Below are 23,197 nucleotides of genomic sequence, written 5' to 3'. Positions count from 1 at the left end.
TAGCGGTTCTCTGGGGAAAAGCGCGTGGCGCTTCCCCAGTAGTTGCTAAAGATCGAGCGCCACCATCATCCCGCGCACCTCCGCCATTTCCAGCAGCAGATCCTGCAGGTTTTCGGTGGTCAGCGGCGCACCTGATATCGCCGGCAGTTCGGCGATACTCTCCCTCATCGAAATCACGGGAGCCCCGGTTTTTTCCGAAGCAGCCGCGCGATGGCTGCGCGGACAAGCGCAATCTGGTCAGGCATGATTCCCTTTCATGCTACGATAACGGCACCATTTTCTTCATGCTGTATGCCTTGCCGCAACTTGTGCGAGCATTCATTCACCCTTGCAAGTCGTCTCGTTGATGTTCGTATGATCGACAGCCGCCCAACGGGGAGAGCGACGGCATCCCGCGTCGTCGTCTTCCATGGCGCGGAGCAGGGCAAGCGGCACTTCGTGCCGGCAGAGCCCGATCAAAATCCTGCCTTGCACCGTCACCGGCAATTCGGTGTATCTGTCGAAAATGGAATACGTGCCTGTCGGCTCATTCAAAATCTCGAAACGGTCCAATGCAAACCTCAACCTTCCCCGGAACGCAGTAACGCACGCGTCCATCGGAGGTTGCCTAAAAAAACGATTTTTTCGGGGAGGCGCGAAAGAGTTCCAATTGGCTCTTGCCGAAGCCGGCGGCCTCGCTCATCCATGGCGTACAGACACTGGGGCCAATGATGACCGAGACCAGCCTTCACCTCGTCGAAGCGTCGATCGACCAATTGCGCCTAGCGCTCGACAAAGGCGCCGTCACCAGCGTCGAACTGGTCGCGGCCTATGTCAGGCGGATCGCGTATTTCGACCGGCACGGCATCGCGCTGAACGCCGTGCCGGTGCTCAACCCTGAAATGTTCGAGGATGCCGCCGCTTCCGACGAGCGGCGCCGGCAAGGAAAGACGCTTGGCCCGCTCGACGGCATCCCCTACACCGCCAAGGACAGCTACAAGGTCAAAGGCCTGACGGTGGCTGCCGGCTCGCCCGCCTTCGAGCATCTCGTCGCCAATGAGGACGCCTTCACCATCGCCCGGCTGCGCGCCGGCGGCGCGGTGCTGATCGGCCTCACCAACATGCCGCCCATGGCCAATGGCGGCATGCAGCGCGGCGTCTATGGCCGCGCTGAAAGCCCCTACAATGGCGACTATCTGACCGCCGCCTTCGCGTCGGGCTCCTCCAACGGCTCGGGCACCGCGACGGCGGCCAGCTTCTGCGCCTTCGGGCTCGGCGAAGAGACGTGGTCGTCCGGCCGTGCGCCAGCCACCAACAACGCGCTGGTCGCCTACACGCCCTCGCGCGGCGTCATTTCGGTGCGCGGCAACTGGCCCTTGGTGCCGACCATGGATGTCGTGGTGCCGCACACGCGCAGCGTGCCCGACATGCTGGAACTGCTTGACATCATCGTCGCCGACGATCCGGAAACGCGAGGCGATTTCTGGCGCGCCCAGCCTTGGGTGGCGCTGCCGAAAAGCTCCGGGATGCGGCCACGACGTTATACCGACCTGACGCTTGCGGGTTCGCTGAAGGGCAAGCGGCTCGGCGTACCCAGAATGTATATCGGCCGCGACGCAGAAATAGATCGCCCGATCGAAACCCGCGCCTCGGTACTTGATCTCTGGGAACAGGCGGCCGCGGATCTGCGGCGGCTCGGCGCCGAAGTGGTCGAGGTCGACTTTCCCGTCGTCTCCAACTATGAGCGCGACCGCCCAGGCGCGCGGACCATGGTCGAGCGTGGGCTGGTGCCCGGGGACTTCGCCGACCGCGAAATCTGGGATCTCTGCATCTGGGGCTGGGACGATTTCCTGCGGGCCAACGCCGACCCTGCTCTGCCCGATCTCGCCTCGGTCGACGGCCCAAAAATCTTCCCGCAGCCACCGGGCACGCTGCCCGACCGCTATGAAGGCGGCTTCGATCTGGCCGAGTATGTCGAGCGGGCAAAGCTCGGCGTCGCGCCCTTGACCCACATTCCCACGATCGCAGATGGCATCAAGGGACTCGAAGCAACAAGACGCATCGACTTCGAGGACTGGCTGGACGCACAAGGCCTCGATGCCGTGGTCCTGCCGGCCGCCGCCGATGTCGGCCCGGCCGACGCCGACGTCAACGAGGCGTCAGCCGATCTGGCCTGGCGCAACGGCACCTGGGTCGCCAACGGCAATCTGGTCTGGCGCCATTTCGGCATCCCGACCGTCACCGTGCCGATGGGCACAATGGCCGATATCGGCATGCCGGTCGGCCTGACCTTCGCCGGCAAGGCCTATGACGATGAAAGGCTGCTTTGCATGGCCGGCGACTTCGAACGTTCCACGCAGCGCCGCACCCAGCCGCCGCGCACGCCTGAATTGCCTGATGATGTCTTTTCGGATCATCCCGGCCAAGCCGGCACAGGCAAGACGCCGGCGCCAACCATCAAGCTTGCGGCCGAGACGCGCGCTAACGGTGATCAGGATGAGATTGCCATCACGATCGAAATGGTTGGCGAGATACCTGAAACGGCCAGCATCAAGGTCCATGTCAACGGAGAGGCCGTTGAGATGCAGCGAACCGGCATGCGGTTCACCGGGCAGGCGCTCGTCCCTGCCGCCGAGCATCGGCGCCTGCACAGCGTCTGGCGCGGCTCCTACGGCTCCATCGTGACTGCTGTCTTGCGGCTTCAGGATGGGCGCACCGCCGGTGCATACGCGGTCACCGGCGGAATCGAGTGATGATGCGCCGTACGGGCCGCCTTACCATGCACAACGGGCCAAGCCACGGAACCCAGCCATGATCAAAGTCAAGCAACTCGCCCATGTCTGCATTTTCGCCAACGACCTGGAAGAAACACGGCGCTTCTACGAAAAATGTCCTTGCCATGGACATCCAGTTCAATTTCCTGCGCGATGGCGCGGTTTTCGGTTTCTACCTCAATTGCGGCGGCCGCAGCCATGTCGAGGTCTTCCAGAAAGAGGGCGCGCGGTTCAGCGAGACGGATCAGATCAACCATTTCTGCCTGGAAGTCGAAGACATCGACGCCGCGATCGCGCACATCGCATCCATGGGCGTTGACGTCACCGCCAAGAAACACGCCTGCGACGACACGTACCAGGCCTGGCTGCGCGACCCCAACGGGGTGAAGATCGAACTCTTCGAATACACCGGCAAAAGCGCGCAATTCACCGGCGGCGACCGCGTCGCGGACTGGTAGGCTAGTCGCGCGCGGCCCACAGCAAACCGCGCTCCATGATTAGCGCCATTTCCGGCACCGCGAACTCATCCGCCGTATGGCCGAGAGAACTGTAAAAAACCTTGCCCGCGCCATAGCGGCGCTTCCAGACGACCGGCATGACGACGCCGTCGATGCCGGGAAAATGCGCGTCGGTGAAGGTGGTTGTCGCCAGCACGTCGTTGCCCGGGTCGACATGCATGTAATATTGCTCCGACCGGTAGGCGAAATCGCTGACGCCTTTCGTGACCGGATCGTCCGGCCGGGTGATGACGACATGGTAGTCGATGATGTTGCCGGGATGCGCGACCCACTGGCCGCCGGTCATGAACTGGTAGTCGGGCTCCGCGCGAAAACTGTCGCCCATCGTGCCGTGAAAGCCGCCCAGCCCGCTCCCCAGGCGAACCGCCTGCGTCAGGTTGTTCAGCTCGACCTTTTCGATCGTCGACATGGTGATGACAGGCACGATGAGATCGAATGATGCAAGGTTCGGATCGGCGAACATCGCTGTCCCCTCGCCGAGCGTGACCGCGAAGCCGTTACGCTCCAGCATGTCGCGGATGATGTTGGCGCTGCGCTCTGGCGTGTGGCCTTCCCAGCCTCCCCAGGCAATCAGGGCTTTCCTGGACATGCGGCAACCTCCCTCGATCCATTAGACCGACGACCGCTCCCCGCACCGGTCAGCGCCAGCCTAGCGCCGGCGCGACATGGGTGAGGATCGCCTCGATGACATGGGCGTTGTAGTCGACGCCGAGCTGGTTGGGAACCGTGAGCAAAAGCGTGTCGGCCTCGGCGATCGCCTCGTCCTGCGCCAATTCCTTGATCAGCACGTCCGGCTCGGCGGCGTAGCTGCGGCCGAAGATCGCCCTGGTATTTTCCTCGATGAAGCCGATCTGGTCGCGGCTCTCATTGCCGCGCCCGAAATAGGCGCGGTCGCGGTCGTCGACCAGCGCGAAGATGCTGCGGCTGACCGAGACGCGCGGTTCGCGTTCATGCCCGGCCGCCTTCCAGGCCTCGCGATAGATGCGGATCTGCTCGGCCTGCTGGACATGGAACGGCTTGCCGCTCTCGTCGAATTTCAGCGTCGAGCTCTGCAAATTCATGCCGAGCTTCGCCGCCCATTCAGAGGTGGCGTTGGTCGCCGCGCCCCACCAGATGCGCTCGCGCAAGCCCTCCGAATGCGGCTCGAGCCTGAGCAAGCCCGGCGGGTTGGGGAACATCGGCCGTGGATTGGGCTGCGCGAAGCCTTCGCCGCGCAGCGTATCGAGGAACACCTCGGCGTGATGCCGCGCCATGTCGGCGTCGCTTTTGCCTTCCTGCGGCACATAGCCGAAATAGCGCCAGCCATCGATCACCTGCTCGGGCGAGCCGCGGCTGATGCCGAGCTGCAGCCGGCCGCCGGCGATGATGTCGGCCGCACCCGCATCCTCGGCCATGTAGAGCGGATTCTCGTAGCGCATGTCGATGACGGCCGTGCCGATCTCGATGCGGCTGGTCTTGGCGCCGACGGCCGCCAGCAGCGGGAATGGCGAGGCGAGCTGGCGGGCGAAGTGATGCACGCGGAAATAGGCCCCGTCGGCGCCGAGCTGCTCGGCGGCGACGGCGAGATCGATCGATTGCAACAGCGCGTCGGATGCCGAACGCACCTGCGATTGCGAAGAGGGCGACCAGTGCCCGAATGACAGGAAACCAATTTTTTTCATGGTCCTGAAGTATATGCGGGCGGCACATGCTTCAATGGCGAAAGAACAGGGTTACACACCGTCGCCCTCCGCAATAGCTTAAACGCGCAACACCAGAGAGGATGGATGCTCAGGGGAATCCGCATCGTCGAGATCGAGGCGCTGGGACCGGCGCCGTTCGCCGGCATGCTTTTCGCCGACCTTGGCGCCGATGTCATTGTCGTCCACCGCAGGGAGCCGTCCGTGCCGGGCGCGCCCCAGCGCTCGCTGCTCGATCGCGGCAAGCGCTCCATCGCGCTCGACCTGAAGAATATGGACGACGTGGCCGTGCTGACGCGCCTCATCGCCACCGCTGACGGGTTGATCGAGGGGTTCCGGCCCGGCGTCATGGAGCGTCTCGGGCTTGGCCCGGAGGCCTGTATCGCGGCCAATCCGCGCCTGGTCTATGGCCGCATGACCGGCTGGGGCCAGCACGGTCCGCTGGCCCGCACCGCCGGCCACGACATGAACTATATCGGCCTGTCCGGCGCGCTCTGGTACGGCTCCTTGCCGGGAGAGCCGCCCATGGCGCCACCGACGCTCGTCGGCGACGTAGGCGGCGGGGCGCTCTATCTGGTGATAGGCATGCTGGCCGCCATGATGAACGTGCGCGCCGGCGGCCAGGGCATCGTCGTCGACGCGGCGATCGTCGACGGCTCGGCCCATATGATGAACCTGCTGATGTCGCTCGCACAGTCCGGCGCGCTTGCCGCAGACCGCGGCCGGAGCCTTCTCGACGGACCGCATTGGTGCCGCGTCTACCGGACATCGGATGGCGGCTTTATCAGCGTCCAGTGCGTCGAGCCTAAATTCTATGCGCTCTTCCTCGACAGGCTTGGCTTGACCGCCGATCCGCAATTCGCCAACCAGTTCGATCGCGAACTCTGGCCGCAGCTGGGCGACCGGCTGGCGGCGATCTTCGCCACGCGACCTCGCGACGCATGGGTCAAGTTGTTCGCGGGCTCGGACGCCTGTGTCGGCCCAGTCTTCAGCCCCCATGAAGCGGCCCAGCATCCGCACATGGCCGCACGCGGCACATGGCTGATGGCGGACGGCATCCTGCAGGCGGCGGCCGCGCCGCGCTTTTCCGGATGGGAACAAAAGACACCGGCCAAGAGCCCCATGCGCGGCGAACATGACGCAGAAATCCGCGCAGGCTTGCCGAGTTGAGGCGAGGTCCATGACAGTTCGGTCGATCGTAAAATTCCCCAATCCCCTCCTTCGCGCCGTGGCCGAACCCGTGGAGCTGTTCGACGACGATCTGCAGGCCTTGGCCAGCGACCTCATCGACACGATGCGCGCGGCCCCCGGAATCGGTATCACCGCCCCGCACATCGGCATTCTGAAACGCCTGGTCGTCATCGAGCTCCCTTCCGCGGCTAAACCGGCGATCTATGTAAATCCGGCCGTCGTCCAGGCCTCGACCGAAATGATCCGTCATGAGGAAGGCAGCGTTTCGATGCCCGGTGTCACCGAGGACATCGAACGGCACGCCCGCATCCGCGTTCGCTATCAGGATCTGGATGGCGGTGAGCGGTTCGAGGACGCCGAGGGCCTGCTGGCGGTTTGCCATCAGCATGAGATCGATCAGCTCGACGGGCTGTTCTGGACGCACAGGCTGACCCGCCTCAAGCGCGACCGGCTGATCAAGCGCTATGGCAAGCTGATACGAGCCTCGTAGACGCCACGGGGCGGATCGCAATGTTACGCCGGGCGCGTGGCCGCGCCGGCGGACCGTGTCACGTTCGCAACGTGCTAACCTGATCGCGGACGAAACGTCCGCCGGTCATTTTCCGCAGTGGTGATCGTTGATCTTGTTTATCGCAAAACCGTCCGGACCAGTCCGGTGGTAGGAGCAGGCTCCAGCGGCCGTTGTGAACAACTGCTGGTCATAGTAGCGCGGGCCGCCGAAGAGGAAGTCGATGAGATCGTCATTGGCGGGAACGTAGCGCTCCTGTTCGTCCTGGTGATGACGGTGCTTGGCGCCCGCGAAAGCCAACGAGGACATGCCGAAGCCCATCGCGAGAGCAAGAGCGCAGATCGCCAATCGTTTCGTCGTCATCGCAAACACCCTTCTGTTCGGGATTCGATCTTATATCGAAAATCGCCAGATGACGAAAAGTTCCTGAACAAGGGCCTTGCTCCGGCCGATGCGCGGCAGTCGGCGACGGGCCCGGACCGCGGGCGCCCTCACCTGAACATCGCCACGCCCTCAATCCGTCTGGATCCAGACGGATTTGGTCTCCAGATACTCGTGCAGATGCTCGATGCCGCCCTCGCGGCCATGGCCGGACATCTTCATCCCGCCGAAAGGCACGGCCGGATCGATGGCGTGGTACATGTTGACCCAGACCGAGCCGGCCTTGATGCGGCGGGCTAGCTTGTGCGCGGTGCCGAGGTGGGTGGTGAAGACGCCGGCTGCAAGCCCGTAGGGCGTCGCGTTGGCGCGCGCGACGGCCTCGTCCAGCGTGTCGAACGGCATCGCCGAAATAACGGGTCCGAAAATCTCCTCCCGCGCGATGGTCATAGTGTCCGACACCGCGCCGAAAACGGTCGGCGCGATGAAGTTGCCGCCATCATAGAGTTCGCCTGTCAGCCGCGCCCCGCCGACGACCAGTTGGGCGCCTTCGTCGCTGCCGGCCTTGATGTAGCCTTCCACCTTGCCGGCCTGCCTGGCATTGATGAGCGGCCCGATTTCGGTCTCCGCCTCGATGCCATGGCCGATGCGCAGTTTTCCGGCGAACTCCGCCAGCCGGCGCACGAATTCGTCATGGATCTCGCGCGCCACGAACAGGCGCGAGCCGGCAATGCAGATCTGGCCCGAATGCACGAACACCGCCATCGCCGCGATTGGGACAGCCTTGTCGATGTCGGCGTCGCGGCAGACAATGATCGGTGACTTGCCGCCAAGCTCAAGCGAGACGCGCTTGAGGTTGGTGACAGCAGCCCGCGCGATCGCTTGACCTGTCAGCGTCGAGCCGGTGAAGACGATCTTGTTGACGTCGGGATGTTCGGCGAGCCGCGCGCCCGCTTCGGCCCCGGTACCGGTGACGATGTTGACGACGCCGTCGGGCACGCCGGCTTCCTGCATCAGCCCGGCGATCAGCAGCGGCGTCAGCGATGCCTCCTCGGACGGTTTCAGCACGATGGTACAGCCCGTGGCGAGCGCCGGCGCGATCTTCCAGATCGAGGCCGCGGTCGGCGCGTTCCAGGGAATGATCGCGCCAACGACGCCAACCGGCTCGCGCCTTGTGAAGGTGACGATTTCGCCCGGAATGGAATTGTCGATCGCCTCGCCATGCAGCGCCGTCGCCATGCCTGCATAGAAGCGCAGCATGCCGATGACGCGGCGCCGGTTGGCCAGCGTGCGCGTGATCGGCAGCCCCATGTCGAGCGTGTCGCAAACGCTGAGCTCTTCCCAATGTGTCTCGAACAGGTCGGCGATCCTGAGCAGCACGCATTGCCGCTCATAGGGCGAGAATTTCGACCATGGACCTTCGAAAGCCGCGCGCGCCGCCGCGACCGCTGCATCGACATCGGCGGCTCCGCCACGCGGCACCGTCGCCAGCACCTCGCCGGTCGCCGGATTCAGCGCCTGCATCACCTCGCCGGACTGCGCTGCGACCCACTTGCCGTCGATGAACATCGGCCGGAATTCGCCATGGTAGAGCGACGTGGCCTTCGCCCTCGGGTCGAAATTCACCGTCATCCCTTCCTCCTCGCGAATTTCCGGGCAACTATTACTCCCGGCGGGGGCGACCTCAACAAGGAAAGCTGAAGGGCGTTCGGATAATCGGACCGCCAGCGTCCGCGCCCGTGTTCACCAGAAAGGCGCAACAACAGGTCCTTGCGGGTTTAAAGATGCCTAGCCCCCGCCGCCCGGCGTGCGTTCCGACAGGAATCGCGTTAGAGCGCCTGGCGTCCCGTTGCGGATCTCGACGTCGTTCCGGCGCGCGATCGCGGCGCGCACAAGCTTGGCGCCGAGATAGCGGAACGGTTCCGGCGGCATCGTCTTGCGCCGATCGAGCCCCACCAGCCCACTGCCGCTCCAGCGATCCTTCCGTTCCAGAACAAGGCTGGCGAGGACGCGGCCGCCGATTGGGGTCTGGGCAATGCCGGTCCCGTTGTAGCCCATGCCAAAGAAAATGTTGGGATGACCCTTCAAGTGATCGAAGACGGGAACATGCTCCGGCACGCAGTCGATCGGGCCCGCCCAATCATAGTCGATCGGCACTCCTCGCAGTTCGGGGTAGACGCGGGCCAGTTCGCGGATATTGTCCCGTCCGTGTTCGGGGCTGCGGTTGAAGCTTTGGCCGAAATTGCCCGCATAGGCGATGTTGCCGCTGCCGCGGCCGAAGACCACCCGGCCTTTCGGGGTGCGCTGATAATAGAGGACCTGGCGCTGCGCGTCGCAGATGGAGGCTCCGTCTCGCCAGCCGATCCGGTCGAGCAAGTCAGGGATTTCCGCGGTCGCGACCACCTGGCTCGCGACCACGTAAAGATGCCGTCGCAGTTCGGGCAACGCCGACAGCCAGGCATTGGCCGCCAGCACGACCTTCTCGGCCCGCACCGCGCCTTGCGCGGTCCGGACCACACAGGTCCTGCCGGGCACGATTTCGGTGACGGGACTGCGCTCATGGACGACGACGCCGCGAGCGATCGCCAGGTCGCGCAGGCCGGTGGCCAGCTTGGCTGGATGCACGGTTCCGGCATTCGCCTCGACGACGCCGGCATAGGAGGCGGAAGACCCGGTCCGCTGCTTGATCTCCTCGCCGGTCAGCTGCCGGAAGCGGTTGGCCCCGGCTGCCTCGGTCATCGCGACAGCGCGGTTCCAGGCTCCCTCCTGGGCCGTGGAGCTGGCCGTCCACAGCCAGCCGTCAAGCCGGAGATCCATATCGATCGTGCCGTCGCGCTGAAGTTTCTCCAGCTCCGCGATGGCATCGACGCTATCGGCGCAAAGCGCCCGCCCCTCCTCCTCGCCGACGACGGCGCTGATCTGATCGAGCTCGGCGAACCAGGAATGCACCTGTCCGCCATTGCGCCCCGAAGCGCCGGAGCCGCACTGATCGGCCTCGAGCACCATGACGCGGGTTTCGGGAGCCAGGTCGCGGATCCGCAACGCCGTCCACAGCCCGGTGTAGCCGCCGCCGACGATTGCCACGTCGGCCTGCTCGCCGCCGACCAGGGGTTGGGTCGCCGGGGCAGCGGCAATGTCCTGCAGCCAGAACGACCGATCGGCTGTCGCCGCGACCGCCGGCTGTCTCATCCGTAAAGTGGCCATGTCAGACCCTCGTCTCGCGATTGATCACGTCGGCATATTTCAGCGGCAGCCAGTCGGGGATAGGGCGCGGTTCCTGCGGGAAGCCGCCGAGATGCGTGCAGGTCCTGCTGGCGTCGAGAGAGGCTTTTCGCATGGCATCGTCGGCATCGAGACCCGCGAAGCAGAACGCGGTGATGAAGGTGGCGATAAAGCTGTCTCCCGCACCGCACGTGTCCACGACGGCGGTCGGCGACGCCTCGACATGGCGAACGCCTTGACTGTCGCGGAAATAGGCGCCGCGGCTGCCGCAGGTGAGCACGACCTGGCGCGCCCCGGCCGACCGCAGCGCGGTCATGAGGGGCTCGACCGGCACGCTCGGCTCGTCTGGACCGGACGCGAAGACCAGAGGCACGCCCTCCAGTGGCAAGGCCAGATGCGCGGTCGAGACGTCGAGACTGAACGGCACGCGCTCGCGAACCAGGCGGCGCACGAGATCCTCGTTGGCATTGGTGCCCAGATGCACCCAGTCGGCTTTCGAAATGACCTGCCAGTTGCGCGGCGCGGGCATGTAATTCTCGCCGACCCCGAAGGATTCGAACAGGAAAGTACGGTCGCCCGACTGGTCGCGCAGCAAGGTCACCGCAGTATCGCCGGAGATCATCTCGACATCGTTGCGGGACAGCCCGGCGGTCTCGATCTCGCGGAGCGTTATCTCACCTTCAGGATCATCACCAACGGCGCCGAAATAGCGTGCGCTCCAGCCATTGCGGCGCCATTGAACGGCCACGTTGAGGGCGTTCCCGCCCACGGTCAGGAGGTCCTTGTTGAGATAGACGTCGAGGCAGTTGTCACCGACGGCGACCAGATTGGGCGGTGCTCCTCCGGTCATGCTGCTGTCGGCGCCCGCGTCATGTGGGGCTCGACGGCCTTGAGATTGCGTGTCCACGCCGCGACCGGGTCCAGAGCATAGGAGCCATTTCCGAACGGCTCGAAGGTCAGTTTCCCCCGATAGCCCGACGCGGCGAGGTCGTCGAGATACTGGCCGATCGGAAGCTTGCCGTCGCCCCAGACAAGATGCCCCGCCGGCAGCCCGTCGACGATCTGGACATGCGCGAGGCGCGGCCCGAACAGCCTGACATAGTCGGCCACGGTATCGCCGGCAGTGGCCATGCCGACCGTGTCCAGGACCACATCAACAGTGTCGGCGCCGATCTCATCGAGCATTTCGCGCAGGCCCGCCGCATTGGTGACGACGTTGGTTTCGACGCGTTGCAGCGGCTCGAGCAGGCAGCGCACGCCGACCGAGGACGCATGGGCGGCGATCTCCGCGAGCGACTGGGCCGACCGTGCCCACGCCTCTTGCGGCGGGTCGTGTTCATATCCACGCCCGGACGTCAGAAACAAATATCGGGCGCCCAGTTCGGCGCATATGTCCGCCGCGCGGCAGAACCGCCTGACGCTGTCGCGGCGGTATGCGCCGTCGCCCGACGCGATGTTGATCGGATAGATCACCTGCTCGGGCGTGAAGCACCAGACCGTCAGTCCGTTCTGCGCAAGTATCTCGCGAACCGATCGAACATGCGCCTCTGTCGCATGAAACAGGTCGAGATGCGGCGCGATGCCCCAAAGCTCGATCTCCTTGAAGCCGAAGCCGCGAAGGATCTCGGCAACGCGCTCGAATGCGTAATGCTGGAAGGCGAAGTTGGCCCCAATCAGCTGGTCGACCTTGAATTGCGGCATGGATGTCCTTCCCGGTGATTTATTTGCCGATGCCTTCGGAGAGGCCGCGGATGAAGTACCGCTGCGCGGCGAAGAAAAGCAGGACGATCGGCAGGGCCGAGATCGTCATCGCCGCGAAGACGACGCCGTAATTGGTGCCGTTCTTGGACATCAGCGATGTCAGGCCGACGGGCAGCGTCTGCACCGCCGATCCATTGGTGAAGACCATCGCGAACAAATACTCGTTCCAGGCAAACAGCACGTGCAGGATGATGCAGGAGATGATGATCGGCTGGCACAGCGGCAGGATGATGCGCCAGAAGATCTGCCCCTCGCTGGCGCCGTCGATGCGGGCCGCCTCGTCGAGATCCTTCGGCAGCCCAAGCATGTAGGCGCGGATCAGGAAGGTGCTGAACGGAATCCGGAACGCCGTGTAGAGGATGATCAGCGCCCAGTAGGTGTTGTAGAGGCCGATGGCCTGCAGCATCCGCACCAGCGGGATCAGCGCCACGGTCGGACTGAGCATGAGGCCGCCAAGAACCAGACCGACGATAAGCGGCTTGCCGGGCATTGGCGTTCGCGTCAGCCCGTAGGCGGTCCAGGCGCTGATCAGCACCGTGCAGATCGCTGAAGCGACGGTCACCAGCAGGCTCGAGACCAGATAGTCGCGGACGCCCCGGTTCCAGGCCTGCACATAATTGCCCCAGGTCCACCGCGACGGCAGCGCGAACGGGTCGCCGAAGATCTGCCCATTATCCTTGAAGCCGTTGAGCGCCATCCAGACCAGCGGATAAAGCACGACGATGCCGAGACAGATCAGGAACGAGTACAGAAAGGCTTTCGCAAGAGCGCTCCCGAAGGCCGGGCGCGCGGTCCGCCCGCTGGCCGCCATCACCGTCACAGCTCGACCCTCCGGCGCCTGGTGTACCAAAGCTGGGCCGCTCCGGTGATCATGGTCACGGCGAAGATCACGGCGGCGATCGCGGCGCCGTAGCCGAAATTGTTCTGGATGAAGCCCTGCTGGTAAAGCCATGTGCCAAGCACCTGGCTGCGGTTGTTGGGGCCGCCGGCGGTCATGACCATGACTTCGTTGAACACCTGGAACGCGCCGGTGATGGTGACGATGATCATCAGGCCGGTCATCTCGCGGGTCAGCGGCAGCGTCACGCTCCACAGCCTGCGCAGCGGTCCGGCTCCGTCCATGACCGCGGCATCATAGAGATCGCGCGGAATCTTCTGGATCGCGATCGCGAACAGGAGCGTCGAATAGCCGAAGCCCTGCCACTGGCTCATCGCGATGATCGCGTAGATCGCTGTGTGCTCGCCGCCGAGCCAGGGCTGGATGAGTTGTTCCAGGCCAATGCGCCTGAGCCCGGCGTTCAAGAGCCCGATATCCGGCTGGTAGATGAAATAGAACAGCAGGCCGGTCACGGTGATCGAGATCGCGGAAGGAATGAAATAAATCGCCCGCCAGAAGCGCCTTTGCCGCTCGCTGCCCAGCCCCTCGATCAGCGCCGCCAGCACGAAGGCCCCGCCGACCTGGAAGACGATGGAGATCAACGCGTAGAGCGTGTTGTTCCACAACGCCACCCAGACGACCGGGTCGTGCAGCAGCCGCTCATAATTGGCGAGGCCGATATTCGTGGTCTCGCCGGTAAAAATATCCTCGTCGGTGGTGCTGACGATGAAGTTGTCGACGATCGGGTAATACACGAACCAGCCGACCAGGATCACGGCGACGGCGACCCACCGGAGCGAGCCCCAGTGGCGGAACCGGCGGCCGGCTTTCGCCGCCGGCTCGCCCTTGGCGTTGCTCAAGGCAGCGCCTTCCATTCTGGCCAGACCGGGATTCGCCATTGGCCTATTTCGATGCCGCGGCCGCCTGCTTGACCTGCTCCATGACCTGTTCCGGCGTCATCGAGCCGCCGGTGAGGGCCTGGAGGCTGGACAGCCAGGCGGAGGCCACGCGCGGCGGGTTCACCGTGTCCAGCCACGGCATCAGGTAGGAAGCGGAGGCGATCTCCTTGAGGCCGGCCACGACGGAAGGGTTCATGTTGGCTTCCGACGCCCCGCCGATGGTCGCGCTGGGCTGCCCGTAGGGCGGAGCCGAGAGCACCTGGCCATTCTGCTTGGACGTGACGAATTTCATGAAGTCGATCGCCAGCGGGATGTTGCTGGAGGCGGAACTGATCATGTAGCCCTCCGGCGCGCCTTCGATCGCTTTCGCGTCGCCCTTCGCGCCGTTCGGCACAGGCAGGGTGAAGAAGCCCAGATCGGATACTTTCAAAGCGGAATCCGCCGACGCGCTCTGATCGAACTCGATGATTTCCTGGTAGTACATGGCCGATTTCGTGTTGCTGAAGGTCTGGATGGCCGACGAATAGGAGGTGCCGTTCACCGAGGCGCCGCCATCCGTGCAACTGTCGATGAGCTGCTTGTACTGGGTGAGCGCGGCGACATAGCCCGGGCCGCTATAGTCCGCCGTGCCGGGGTCGAAATCCTTCTCGAGTACCGCCTGCGGAACGTCGTAGGCGAGCAGCTGCCCCACATAGTGGATTGCCGGCCAAGCCTCCTTGTTGCCGAAAGAGATCGGCGTCATGCCCGATTTCCGGATCGTCTCGCAGGACGACAGGAGCTCCTCGAAGGTCTTGGGCGCGCTCAGGCCGAGCTTGGAGAACGCCTGCTTGTTGTAGCCCATGAATTTTGCGTCGAGATAGAGCGGAATACCGTAGTATTTGCCATTGTACATGAAGGCCTGAACGGCGGCCGGGGTCAGTGTCTTGCCCCACTCGGTATCGGGCCCGATGACCGGGGTCAGGTCGACGGCGCGATGGCCGCGCACGAAGTTTCCGCCCCAGCTGCCGGTCCAGGAAAAGTAGATGTCCGGGAGCGAGTTCGACGCGACCAGCGTTTTGGTCTTGTCCTTGACGCTGTCGTCGCTTTCCTGGATGAGTTCGACCTTCACGCCGGGATGAAGCTTCTCATAGTCCTGGGCGACGCCGACAAAATACGGCGCCAGCTGCTGCGCGCCGAATTTCGTCAGGACCGACAGCGTTCCCTGGTAATCGACCTTAGCGTTCGGATCGGCCTGGACCGCCTCGGCGCCGATACCCTGTCCCATTGTCAGACCCAGTGCCGATGCCGCGGCAAGCGCGGCGATTGCCGCCTGTGTTGAATATTTCATGATCAGTTCCCTTCTTCGTTTTTATGAGGTGAGGTGATCAGTATTCGACGCGCTTGTAGTAGCGGCGCGTCGTCAGCGGGTGATTGCGCAACACTTCCAGATGCGCGCTCACCCGTTCCAGCAACGTCGCAAGCACGATCGGCGAGATCAGCTTGCGGACAGCAGGCGAGATACCGGGCAGTTCGACCGATGCGGCATCGACAACGTGCACCTTGTCGGTGTATCGTTTGATGAAATTTTCGACGCGATCACCCAGCGGACGGCTGGCATCTTCCCCCTTGAAGAGGAATACGCTCACACCCGGTTCGACCAGCTCCAGCGTGCCGTGGAAGAAGTCGGCGGCATGGACCGGTCTGGTCCTGATCCACTGCATCTCTTCCAGGATGCACATGCCGTAATAGTAGGCTTGCGGCCAGACGGAGCCGGCGCCGGTGAAGATGTGATAGGTTTCGTTCTTGATCGTGTCGGCGAGTTTCGCCGCGCTGTCTTCATAGGCCGCCTTTGCCCCAACCAGCAGTTCCGGCAGTCTCTTGAGCTCGGCCACCGTGGCGTCGAAGTCCTCGTATTCGCCGCGCTCCGCCAGCAGTGCCAGCACGATCAGCAGCGACTGCAGATAGAAGGACTCCGAAGAGGTGTCGTCCTCCGCGAAGTTCGTGAAGGTGAAATCGGCTTCCCTGGCAAGTGGCGTGTCGGAATGGCCGGTGAGCGAGAGCGTGCGCACGCCTCTCTGCTTCAGGAAGGAAAGCAGCTGCACGCTTTCCCTGGTCGTGCCCGACAGCGACGGGATGACCACGAGCGACTTCCGGTCCAGCCCGGCGGGCGGATCAAGCACGACCTGCGCCGGATATTCTCCCCGCACCGGGAAGCTCGTACGGCGCTCGGCCAGCTCGATGGCCGGAAGGGTCAGAAGCTGCACGCCACCGGTCCCCATGAAATAGAGCCGCTCGACGCCCTCGCCGAGCAGCCGGTGCATGAGCGCCCTCGCCTCTCCGGCGAAGGAGACGGCTCCGCCCTGGATCTTGATGAAGCGGTCTTTGTCAAAGTTGAGCATGCAGGTCTTCCTCGTATTTTCGCTGCGGCGGGGCGTCCGCTCGTTGCAGGCACCGCCGGCGGATCGCCATGGCCACCATCGATCCGAATGATTGTGAGATCGATCTCACATATTTAACGCACGCATTTCAGAGGTTGGCAAGCCCCCTCGCATGACCAATTCGCGGAAGAGCCTATTTGGATCGGGCGATCAGCGCCCGTGCAGCCGCGAGACCGAGCCGCGAACGATGAGACGGGTCGGGAAGCGCGTGTGGCGCGGGGCCAGCTTCTTGCCGGCCAGGCGGTCGAGCAGCATTTTGGCGGCAAGCGGCCCTATTTCGGCTGTCGGCTGCGCAATGACGGTGATCTGGGGATCGGTGAAGGTGGCGAGGTTGAAATCGTCGAACCCGACCAGCGAAACATCATGCGGGATCGACAGTCCCATCGAGCGCAGGCCGAGCAACGCGCCTTGGGTCATCAGGCTGTCCACGGTGAACAGGGCGGTCGGACGATCGCGGCGGCTGAACAGTCGAATGGTGGCTTCGACAGCATGTTCCACGGTCGAGCGTGATACGCTGACCAGCGACGGGTCGAGGGCAATGCCATGCGCTGCAAGCGAATTCTGGTAACCGGCAAGGCGCTCCTGCGCGGTGAAGATGCGCGATTCGTCCCGCAACAGGCCGATGCGCTCATGGCCATTGGCAACCAGGTAGTCCACGGCCGCGCGCGCACCGCCTTCATTGTCGACGACGACGCTGTCGCAGTGCACTTCCTTGACGACACGGTCGATCAGCACGACCGGCGTGCCCTCACGGGCGAGCTGCACGATATGCTGGCTGTCCGTCGCCGAGGTCGGCGCAAGAATGAAGCCACGGATGCTGAGCGAACGCAGGCTTTCGAGCAGTTCCTTTTCCTGTTCGACATTCTCTTCGCTGCTGGCGATCAGGAGATTGTGGCGGTGCCTGCGCAGTTCCGCCTCGATATCATGGGCAATGCGCGCGAAGAACGGATTCTGGATGTCGCCGGGAATGAAGCCGACGATCGGCAGCTGCCCGCTGCGCAGAGCCTGCGCGACGAGGTTGGCGCGATAGCCCAATCGCTCGGCGGCTTCCAGCACGCGCAAAGCCGTGCCGTCGCCGACGTAACCATAACTGTTGAGCGCCCGCGCCGCCGTGGCGCGCGAAACGTTGGCCGCGGCGGCCACGTCTTTCAGGGTGATCCCTTTCTGCGTCACGATCATTATGCTCCCGGGACGGTAATATCCCGTTTGGCGAACCCGCGGGCGAACTTGCCCGTACGCTATTGGTAAATAACAACAATGGTGGGCCCGGAGGGACTCGAACCCCCAACCAAGCGGTTATGAGCCGCCGGCTCTAACCATTGAGCTACAGGCCCCACGCGGGCTGGATTAATGTTTTTCGCATCGCGGCACAAGGCTTTCCCGGCGGGCTTTCGCAGATCGCCCAAATCAACCCATAATCGCGCTCTACGCGCCCCCATGCGACTTGATCGCAGACCAAGGAGATTTTCATGACCAGACATCTTTTGCCCCTCGCGCTCGCCGCTGCAATCGCTTTTCCGGCGATGGCTGGAGCCACCGATCTGCCGACCCCGCCCCGCATCATCGTGTCCGGCGAGGGCGAAGCAACCGTGGCCCCCGATCTGGCGGTGCTGACGCTCAGCGTCATGCGCGAAGCCAAGACGGCGCGTGCCGCACTCGACGCCAACAATGATGCCATGGCCGCAGTGATCGCCGCGATGAAGGCCGCCGGCATCAAGGATCGCGACCTGCAGACCGCGGGCATCCAGATCAACCCCCGCTACAACTACACCAACAAGCCGGACGGCAGCCAGGAGGCCGAACTCGTCGCCTATCAGGTGACCAACACGCTCTCGGTGCGCGTGCGCGACGTCGACAAGACAGGCGAGATCCTCGACAAGGCGGTGTCGCTCGGCGTCAACCAGGGCGGCGGCATCGCCTTCACCAATGACAATCCGGCGGCCACCGTCACCGAGGCGCGCAAGAAAGCTGTCGCCGACGCCATGGCCAAGGCCAGGACGCTGGCCGAGGCGGCCGGGGTCAGCCTGGGCCGTGTGCTCGAGATCACCGATCAGAACATCAGGCCGGCGCCGATGCCGATCAACGCCAAGGCATTCGACGCCGCGGCCGGCGCGGCGCCGGTACAGGCCGGCGAGAACGCCTACAATGTCCAGGTCACCGTTACCTTCGAACTGAAGTAGGCGGCGCTGGACGCCGTGGCCGAGCATTGCTTGGCCACGGACCTGCTCAAGAGAGACCGCCGCGGGCATTAAAACCCCGCGGAATCGCTCCCGCGGGGGTTTCGGGCCACTTCTTTCCCGAGGGAAAGGGGCTCCAGACCTTCACAGACGGTCCACGCCTGAGATTCTCAGCGGTTGATGACCGGGCAACCGCGCTCGTTGGCGAACACGATGACGACGCGGTCGCCGTACTGACGGCCCATCACCTTGACCACGCGGCGGTTGACATCGACGATGCGGGCACGGTGCAGCCCCATGCGCTCCGCCTTGTCGAGGGCGCGATCCGGCGAGCAGCCACGGCGCCAATCGTCGCGGCGCTCGTCCCGGCGGTGGCGATAGCCGTCGTCGCCGGCATAGACGCCGAAGCGCGGATCCTGGTTGTTGCCGAAGCCAAGATAGAGGCTGTCGGCATGGGCGGGGATGGCCGCCAGCGTGCCGAGGCCGACCAGAGCCGAAAGCGCTGCCGTCTTGATGGTGGTGTACATGGTTCTCTCTCCTTGTTGCGGGCTTGCGCCCTCCTCGTGAAACCGATGGCGGGAGAATGCACCGGCCTGTCTGAACTATTTACGAACTGCCCGTTCATCCGCGGTTCATGTAGCGCCACACGGGCAAAGCGCCGACCTTGCAAATCTCGCCGGCCAAATCCCTCGCCGGCCAAATCCCTTGCCGGCATTCAACAATATCGCGCCAGGCGCCTCGCCCTCGCACGGTTCCCGACAGGCAACTCCTGAAGATCTACCGCGCGCGTCAGGGCTCGTCGTCGAGCATAAAGTCAAAATAGTCTTCCGGCTCGGCCAGGTCGGTCTCGCTCGCCTTGACCCGGCCGCGCATGGAAATGCCGGCCTCGTGCACGGTCTCGACACTGCCGGAAACCAACCGATGCCACCAGTAGAGGTCGCGGCCCTCGGCCACCAGCCGGTAGGCGCAGGTGCTGGGCAGCCAGCTGATGGTGCGCACATTCTGCGGCGTCAGGCCGACGCAGTCGGGAACGCGCGCCAGCCGGTTGGCATAGTCCGCACAGCGGCAGCTCTCGGCGTCGAACAGCCGGCAGCCGACGCTGGTCCAGTAGATTTCACCGGTGTCCTCGTCCTCGAGCTTGGACAGGCAGCACTTGCCGCAGCCGTCGCAGAGCGATTCCCACTCGGTGGGGCTCATCTCTTCCAGCGTCTTGGTCTTCCAGAACGGGGTTTCCATTTCCGGCATGTGGCCCCAGCCGCCACCAAGGTCAAGCGCGGCGACAGCCGGAATGAGGCTGCAAAGGGGGCCGAATGACATGAAGTTGCCTTCAAAAGGTCGGCCAATAGCCCTGTACAGCCCCTAACGATGGGCAACTGGAACCAATTTCGTTAAAAGCGGTTTCGGCAAGGATGGGACCCCACAAGGAGAATTTCGATGAAACGCCAACCACGGATTCTGGCAGGCACAGCCCTTGGCCTGTTGATGGCATCCGCGCCGTTAGGCGCGTCCCCGCTTCAGGGGACAGCCGCGTTCGGCCCCATGCAACGCGGGGGGACACCGCTGATCATCCTGGCGCAGGACACCCCCACCGACCAGGGACAGGGCGACGAGGAACAGCCGCGCAAGAAGAAGCGCGAGCAGCAACAGCAGACCGAGACCGCTCCGGCCGCGCAGCAGCCCGCCCCCGCGGCTGAAGAGCAGCAGCCGCGCAGGAAGAAGCGCGACCAGCAGCAGCAGGCCGAGCAGGCGCCCGCCGGCGAGGCCGCGCCCGCAACCGACGAGCAGCAGCCGCGCAGGAAGAAGCGCGACCAGCAGCAGCAGACCGAACAGGCGCCCGCCGGCGAGGCCGCGCCCGCAACCGACGAGCAGCAGCCGCGCAGGAAGAAGCGCGACCAGCAGCAGACCGAGCAGGCGCCCGCCGGCGAGGCCGCGCCTGCCAACGACAACCAGCCGACCAAGCCTGGCAGGAAACACAAGCTGGACCAGCAGAAAGAGGCGCCGTCCGCCGTGCCGGAGACCGCTCCGACACCGAAGCAGGCTCCTGCCGGCGAAGCGACGCCGAAGGTTGAATCCCCTCCCGCCGGCGAGCAGGTTCCCGCCCAGGGCGAGCAATCCCAAGACAAGACGAAGAAGCACGGCAGGAAACCGGCTGGCGAACAGCCGGCGAATGGCGAGCAGCCCGCGACCGGCGAACAGCCGCAGACCGGTAGGCAGCCCACCACCGGCGAACAGCCGGCGACGGGAGAGCAGCCCGCCACCGGTGGGGCCGCTACCAATGGGAAGGCCGCGCCTGTCCAGGGCGAAAACCCGGTTCAGGGCGAAGCCCCCGCCGACAAGAATGCCGCCCCCATCCTCGACAGCCAGAAGGATGCCAGGCGCAAGGGTCGCGGCGAGAACGGCCAGGGCGGCGGGAACCCGGCCACCCAGCCCGCCAACCAGAATGGCGAACAGCAGAACGGCGGGCAGCAGAATGGTGGGCAGAATGCCCAGCAAGGCGGTGACCAGGGCCGGAAGCCGGTAGTGGCGCCGGTGGATCAGGGTCCGCCTCCAACCGACGACAGAGCCGCCCAGGAGGCGATCAAGACGGAAAAAATCGTCCCGGTGACGCAGGAGAAGGGCAAGCGGCTCGAGCGCGCGCCTGACGAGGACATCCGTGACCGCCGCCGGCCCAAGGGCGTCGACGTGCTCAAGGAAATCGGCGACCGGGTGATCGTCCAGTTCAACGACCAGACGTTCGTCCAAAGCAACGATCGCCCGCGCCTGACCCGCGGCGCCAAGGATGTCTACTACGAGGACCTGCCGCAAGGCCGCACGCGCGAGACGGTCGAGCGCGACAATGGCTTCCGGATCGTCACCATACGCAACCGCTACGGCGACATCCTGCAGCGGTCGCGCATCGCGCCCGACGGTCGCGAATATGTGCTGAGCTATGTCGACGAGCGCAGCTACCAGGACGAAGATGACTGGCGCGATCCCGGCGATGACCTGCCGCCGATGCGGCTGACCATCCCGCGCCGGGACTACATCCTCGATTCCGAGGATGTCGAAAGTCCCGACGACTACTACACCTTCCTCGAACAGCCGCCGGTGGAGAAAGTGCAGCGTCTGTATTCGATCAACGAGGTCAAGCGTTCGGCCCGCGTGCGTGACATTGCACGGCGGATCGACCTCGACACGCTGAATTTCGAATTCGGCTCGTCCTCGATCTCCGACACCGAGGTACAGAAGCTCCAGGGTGTCGCCGACGCCATGGAGAAGCTGTTGAAAAAGAACCCGGCCGAGACCTTCCTGATCGAGGGCCACACCGACGCCGTCGGCACGCCCGAGGCAAACCTTGCTCTGTCGGACCGTCGCGCCGAAGCGGTCGCCGAAGCGCTGACCAACGCCTTCGGCATCCCGCCCGAGAACCTGACGACACAGGGCTATGGCGAGGAGTACCTGAAGGTCGACACCTCGGCGCCCAACCGCGAGAACCGGCGCGTCGCCATCCGCCGCATCACCTCGCTCGTGGCGCCGGTGGCGAGCAACAACTGACCTGCGTTTCCAGCCACTTGCAGTGGTTTCTGGAACGAGGTCGGCAACAAGGTCCCATCCCGGTCAACCGGGATGGGACAGACTGCGGACGGCACGGCTCGGGTCAACAAGAATTGTACAGACCCCTAGAGCCGGGTCATTGAATCACCGGGCTTCGCACCCCAGATTCCTGACTGGGCGTTCCCTGCCCCGTCCCGACTCCAGCGGGACGCATTGAGCCCCGCCGGCCCTCTCCGGCGGGGTTTTTTGCTTTCAGATCCACTGATGCCTACAGAAGAAAACGGCGATCAGAGGCTTGAGCGGCTTCGTCGGGCAATCGACGAGGGCGGCCAGTCAGGTGAACCGGAGCCGTTCGATGTCGAGTCCTTTTTGAAAGCAAGCGGCGGCGGCAGGATCCCCTTCAGTAGATGTTCCTGATCTTGCTGTCCGTCCTGGCAAACACCTCATCCGGCACAAAAAAGTCTCCGGCCAGCGGTCCGGTTGCGTCAGGCGCATAGACCGAGAAATCGCTGACGCCCTCGGCGCGCAGCACCTCTTCGTCGATGTAGAAATTGCCTGATGCCTCGCGCGACGGCCGCATGAAGATCGCGTGCGCGGCATCGGCCATGATGTCCGGCGACCGGCTCATCGCCGCGACCGTCGCTCCGCCCAGAAGGTTGCGTACCGCGGCCGTGTCGATGGTCGAGATCGGCCACAGCGAATTGACCGCGATGCCATCCCTGGCGAATTCCGCGCTCATGCCCAGCGTGCACATCGACATGCCGAACTTGGCCATGGTGTAGGCGACATGGTTCTTGAACCATTTGGCCTTCATGTCGAGCGGCGGCGCCAGATTCAGGATGTGAGGGTTCTTCGCCAACTTCAGGTGTGGAATGCACATTTTGGACACGAGGAAGGTGCCGCGCGTGTTGATCTGATGCATCAGATCGTAGCGCTTCATGTCGGTTTCCAGCGTGCCGGTAAGCTGGATGGCGCTGGCATTGTTGACGCAGATATCGATGCCGCCGAATTTCTCGACGGTTCTGCCGACCGCCTCGGCCACCTGCGCTTCCTCGCGGATGTCGCATAGCACCGGCAGTGCCTTGCCGCCGGCCTGCTCGATCTCTTCAGCGGCGCTGTAGATCGTTCCCGGCAGCTTCGGATGCGGCTCCGTCGTCTTGGCGGCGATCGTCACATTGGCGCCGTCGCGCGCGGCGCGCAGCGCGATCGCCAGCCCGATGCCACGTGACCCGCCGGAGATGAACAGCGTCTTTCCCTTGAGCGACATTTTTCCTCCGCCTGGA

At 64.3% G+C, this 23,197-nt stretch carries 23 protein-coding genes and 1 tRNA gene; 6 read left to right on the top strand and 18 right to left on the bottom strand.

Going from position 1 to position 23,197, the window contains the following annotated elements; translation table 11 throughout:
• Nucleotides 1-45 precede the first annotated feature (45 nt).
• The gene (locus tag FJW04_RS30530) at nucleotides 46-168 is read right to left on the bottom strand and encodes a hypothetical protein (protein ID WP_281405540.1); all 123 of its coding nucleotides are present in this window, start codon (nucleotides 166-168) and stop codon (nucleotides 46-48) included.
• 150 nt (nucleotides 169-318) lie between these two features.
• On the bottom strand, nucleotides 319-552 hold the full coding sequence (locus tag FJW04_RS10140; protein ID WP_181166341.1) for a hypothetical protein: 234 nt from the start codon (nucleotides 550-552) through the stop codon (nucleotides 319-321).
• Between the two features lie 158 nt (nucleotides 553-710).
• On the opposite strand from FJW04_RS10140, the gene FJW04_RS10135 reads away from it, so the two are divergent.
• Nucleotides 711-2,732 carry an amidase gene (locus FJW04_RS10135; RefSeq protein WP_140713853.1) on the top strand — a complete coding sequence of 674 codons (2,022 nt, stop codon included), beginning with the start codon at nucleotides 711-713 and terminating at the stop codon, nucleotides 2,730-2,732.
• Between the two features lie 83 nt (nucleotides 2,733-2,815).
• Nucleotides 2,816-3,211: a VOC family protein gene (locus tag FJW04_RS10130; RefSeq protein WP_246673772.1), complete on the top strand. Its 396-nt coding sequence runs from the start codon at nucleotides 2,816-2,818 to the stop codon at nucleotides 3,209-3,211.
• A gap of 1 nt (nucleotide 3,212) precedes the next feature.
• Here FJW04_RS10130 and FJW04_RS10125 read toward each other — a convergent pair whose 3' ends face one another.
• Both FJW04_RS10125 and FJW04_RS10120 read right to left on the bottom strand, forming a co-directional pair.
• Nucleotides 3,213-3,860, bottom strand: coding sequence for a ThuA domain-containing protein (locus FJW04_RS10125; protein WP_140713851.1), 648 nt, complete (start codon nucleotides 3,858-3,860; stop codon nucleotides 3,213-3,215).
• 49 nt (nucleotides 3,861-3,909) lie between these two features.
• Nucleotides 3,910-4,932, bottom strand: coding sequence for an LLM class flavin-dependent oxidoreductase (locus FJW04_RS10120; protein ID WP_140713849.1), 1,023 nt, complete (start codon nucleotides 4,930-4,932; stop codon nucleotides 3,910-3,912).
• A gap of 105 nt (nucleotides 4,933-5,037) precedes the next feature.
• Here FJW04_RS10120 and FJW04_RS10115 point away from each other — a divergent pair, with 105 nt between their 5' ends.
• Entirely contained in the window at nucleotides 5,038-6,120 is a 1,083-nt protein-coding gene (locus FJW04_RS10115) for a CaiB/BaiF CoA-transferase family protein (RefSeq protein WP_140713847.1), read from the top strand.
• A gap of 10 nt (nucleotides 6,121-6,130) precedes the next feature.
• Entirely contained in the window at nucleotides 6,131-6,631 is a 501-nt protein-coding gene (locus FJW04_RS10110; RefSeq protein ID WP_140713845.1) for a peptide deformylase, read from the top strand.
• Nucleotides 6,632-6,736: 105 nt separating this feature from the next.
• On the opposite strand, the gene FJW04_RS10105 is transcribed toward FJW04_RS10110, so the two are convergent.
• The 11 genes from FJW04_RS10105 to FJW04_RS10055 all read right to left on the bottom strand — a co-directional run bounded on the left by FJW04_RS10105 (nucleotide 6,737) and on the right by FJW04_RS10055 (nucleotide 17,537).
• The gene (locus tag FJW04_RS10105) at nucleotides 6,737-7,012 is read right to left on the bottom strand and encodes a hypothetical protein (protein ID WP_015316720.1); all 276 of its coding nucleotides are present in this window, start codon (nucleotides 7,010-7,012) and stop codon (nucleotides 6,737-6,739) included.
• A gap of 150 nt (nucleotides 7,013-7,162) precedes the next feature.
• Nucleotides 7,163-8,659, bottom strand: a complete 1,497-nt coding sequence (locus FJW04_RS10100) for an aldehyde dehydrogenase family protein (RefSeq protein WP_015316719.1) — start codon at nucleotides 8,657-8,659, stop codon at nucleotides 7,163-7,165.
• Nucleotides 8,660-8,815: 156 nt separating this feature from the next.
• Nucleotides 8,816-10,231 (bottom strand): FAD-dependent oxidoreductase, encoded by a 1,416-nt coding sequence (locus FJW04_RS10095; RefSeq protein ID WP_140713843.1) that lies wholly within the window; start codon nucleotides 10,229-10,231, stop codon nucleotides 8,816-8,818.
• Nucleotide 10,232: 1 nt separating this feature from the next.
• Nucleotides 10,233-11,099, bottom strand: a complete 867-nt coding sequence (locus FJW04_RS10090) for a PfkB family carbohydrate kinase (protein WP_140713841.1) — start codon at nucleotides 11,097-11,099, stop codon at nucleotides 10,233-10,235.
• A complete protein-coding gene (locus FJW04_RS10085; RefSeq protein ID WP_140713839.1) occupies nucleotides 11,096-11,950 on the bottom strand; it encodes a sugar phosphate isomerase/epimerase family protein in 855 nt (284 codons plus the stop codon). The genes FJW04_RS10090 and FJW04_RS10085 overlap by 4 nt, the downstream gene beginning before the upstream one ends.
• Before the next feature lie 19 nt (nucleotides 11,951-11,969).
• Nucleotides 11,970-12,821, bottom strand: coding sequence for a carbohydrate ABC transporter permease (locus tag FJW04_RS10080; protein ID WP_041163763.1), 852 nt, complete (start codon nucleotides 12,819-12,821; stop codon nucleotides 11,970-11,972).
• A 5-nt stretch (nucleotides 12,822-12,826) separates the two neighbouring features.
• Nucleotides 12,827-13,786, bottom strand: coding sequence for a sugar ABC transporter permease (locus FJW04_RS10075; RefSeq protein WP_224527425.1), 960 nt, complete (start codon nucleotides 13,784-13,786; stop codon nucleotides 12,827-12,829).
• 4 nt (nucleotides 13,787-13,790) lie between these two features.
• Complete coding sequence (locus FJW04_RS10070; protein WP_140713837.1) at nucleotides 13,791-15,113, bottom strand: ABC transporter substrate-binding protein; 1,323 nt, start codon at nucleotides 15,111-15,113, stop codon at nucleotides 13,791-13,793.
• 37 nt (nucleotides 15,114-15,150) lie between these two features.
• Nucleotides 15,151-16,164: an SIS domain-containing protein gene (locus FJW04_RS10065; protein ID WP_140713835.1), complete on the bottom strand. Its 1,014-nt coding sequence runs from the start codon at nucleotides 16,162-16,164 to the stop codon at nucleotides 15,151-15,153.
• Between the two features lie 189 nt (nucleotides 16,165-16,353).
• Nucleotides 16,354-17,376, bottom strand: coding sequence for a LacI family DNA-binding transcriptional regulator (locus FJW04_RS10060; RefSeq protein WP_210161500.1), 1,023 nt, complete (start codon nucleotides 17,374-17,376; stop codon nucleotides 16,354-16,356).
• A gap of 85 nt (nucleotides 17,377-17,461) precedes the next feature.
• A tRNA-Ile gene (locus tag FJW04_RS10055) sits at nucleotides 17,462-17,537 on the bottom strand.
• A gap of 135 nt (nucleotides 17,538-17,672) precedes the next feature.
• On the opposite strand from FJW04_RS10055, the gene FJW04_RS10050 reads away from it, so the two are divergent.
• On the top strand, nucleotides 17,673-18,383 hold the full coding sequence (locus tag FJW04_RS10050; RefSeq protein ID WP_140617816.1) for an SIMPL domain-containing protein: 711 nt from the start codon (nucleotides 17,673-17,675) through the stop codon (nucleotides 18,381-18,383).
• 167 nt (nucleotides 18,384-18,550) lie between these two features.
• Here FJW04_RS10050 and FJW04_RS10045 read toward each other — a convergent pair whose 3' ends face one another.
• Both FJW04_RS10045 and FJW04_RS10040 read right to left on the bottom strand, forming a co-directional pair.
• Nucleotides 18,551-18,907, bottom strand: a complete 357-nt coding sequence (locus tag FJW04_RS10045; RefSeq protein WP_015316248.1) for a hypothetical protein — start codon at nucleotides 18,905-18,907, stop codon at nucleotides 18,551-18,553.
• Between the two features lie 262 nt (nucleotides 18,908-19,169).
• Nucleotides 19,170-19,616, bottom strand: a complete 447-nt coding sequence (locus FJW04_RS10040; RefSeq protein WP_140617863.1) for a YcgN family cysteine cluster protein — start codon at nucleotides 19,614-19,616, stop codon at nucleotides 19,170-19,172.
• Between the two features lie 198 nt (nucleotides 19,617-19,814).
• On the opposite strand from FJW04_RS10040, the gene FJW04_RS10035 reads away from it, so the two are divergent.
• Entirely contained in the window at nucleotides 19,815-21,914 is a 2,100-nt protein-coding gene (locus FJW04_RS10035; protein WP_140617815.1) for an OmpA family protein, read from the top strand.
• A gap of 400 nt (nucleotides 21,915-22,314) precedes the next feature.
• Here the strand turns inward: FJW04_RS10035 and FJW04_RS10025 are convergent, their stop codons facing one another.
• Nucleotides 22,315-23,181: an NAD(P)-dependent oxidoreductase gene (locus FJW04_RS10025; RefSeq protein WP_140713831.1), complete on the bottom strand. Its 867-nt coding sequence runs from the start codon at nucleotides 23,179-23,181 to the stop codon at nucleotides 22,315-22,317.
• Between the last annotated feature and the right edge of the window lie 16 nt (nucleotides 23,182-23,197).

The organism is Mesorhizobium sp. B2-7-3 (assembly GCF_006440715.1).
GTDB classification, from domain to species: domain Bacteria; phylum Pseudomonadota; class Alphaproteobacteria; order Rhizobiales; family Rhizobiaceae; genus Mesorhizobium; species Mesorhizobium australicum.
This window is presented reverse-complemented; position numbering and strand designations above follow the sequence as displayed.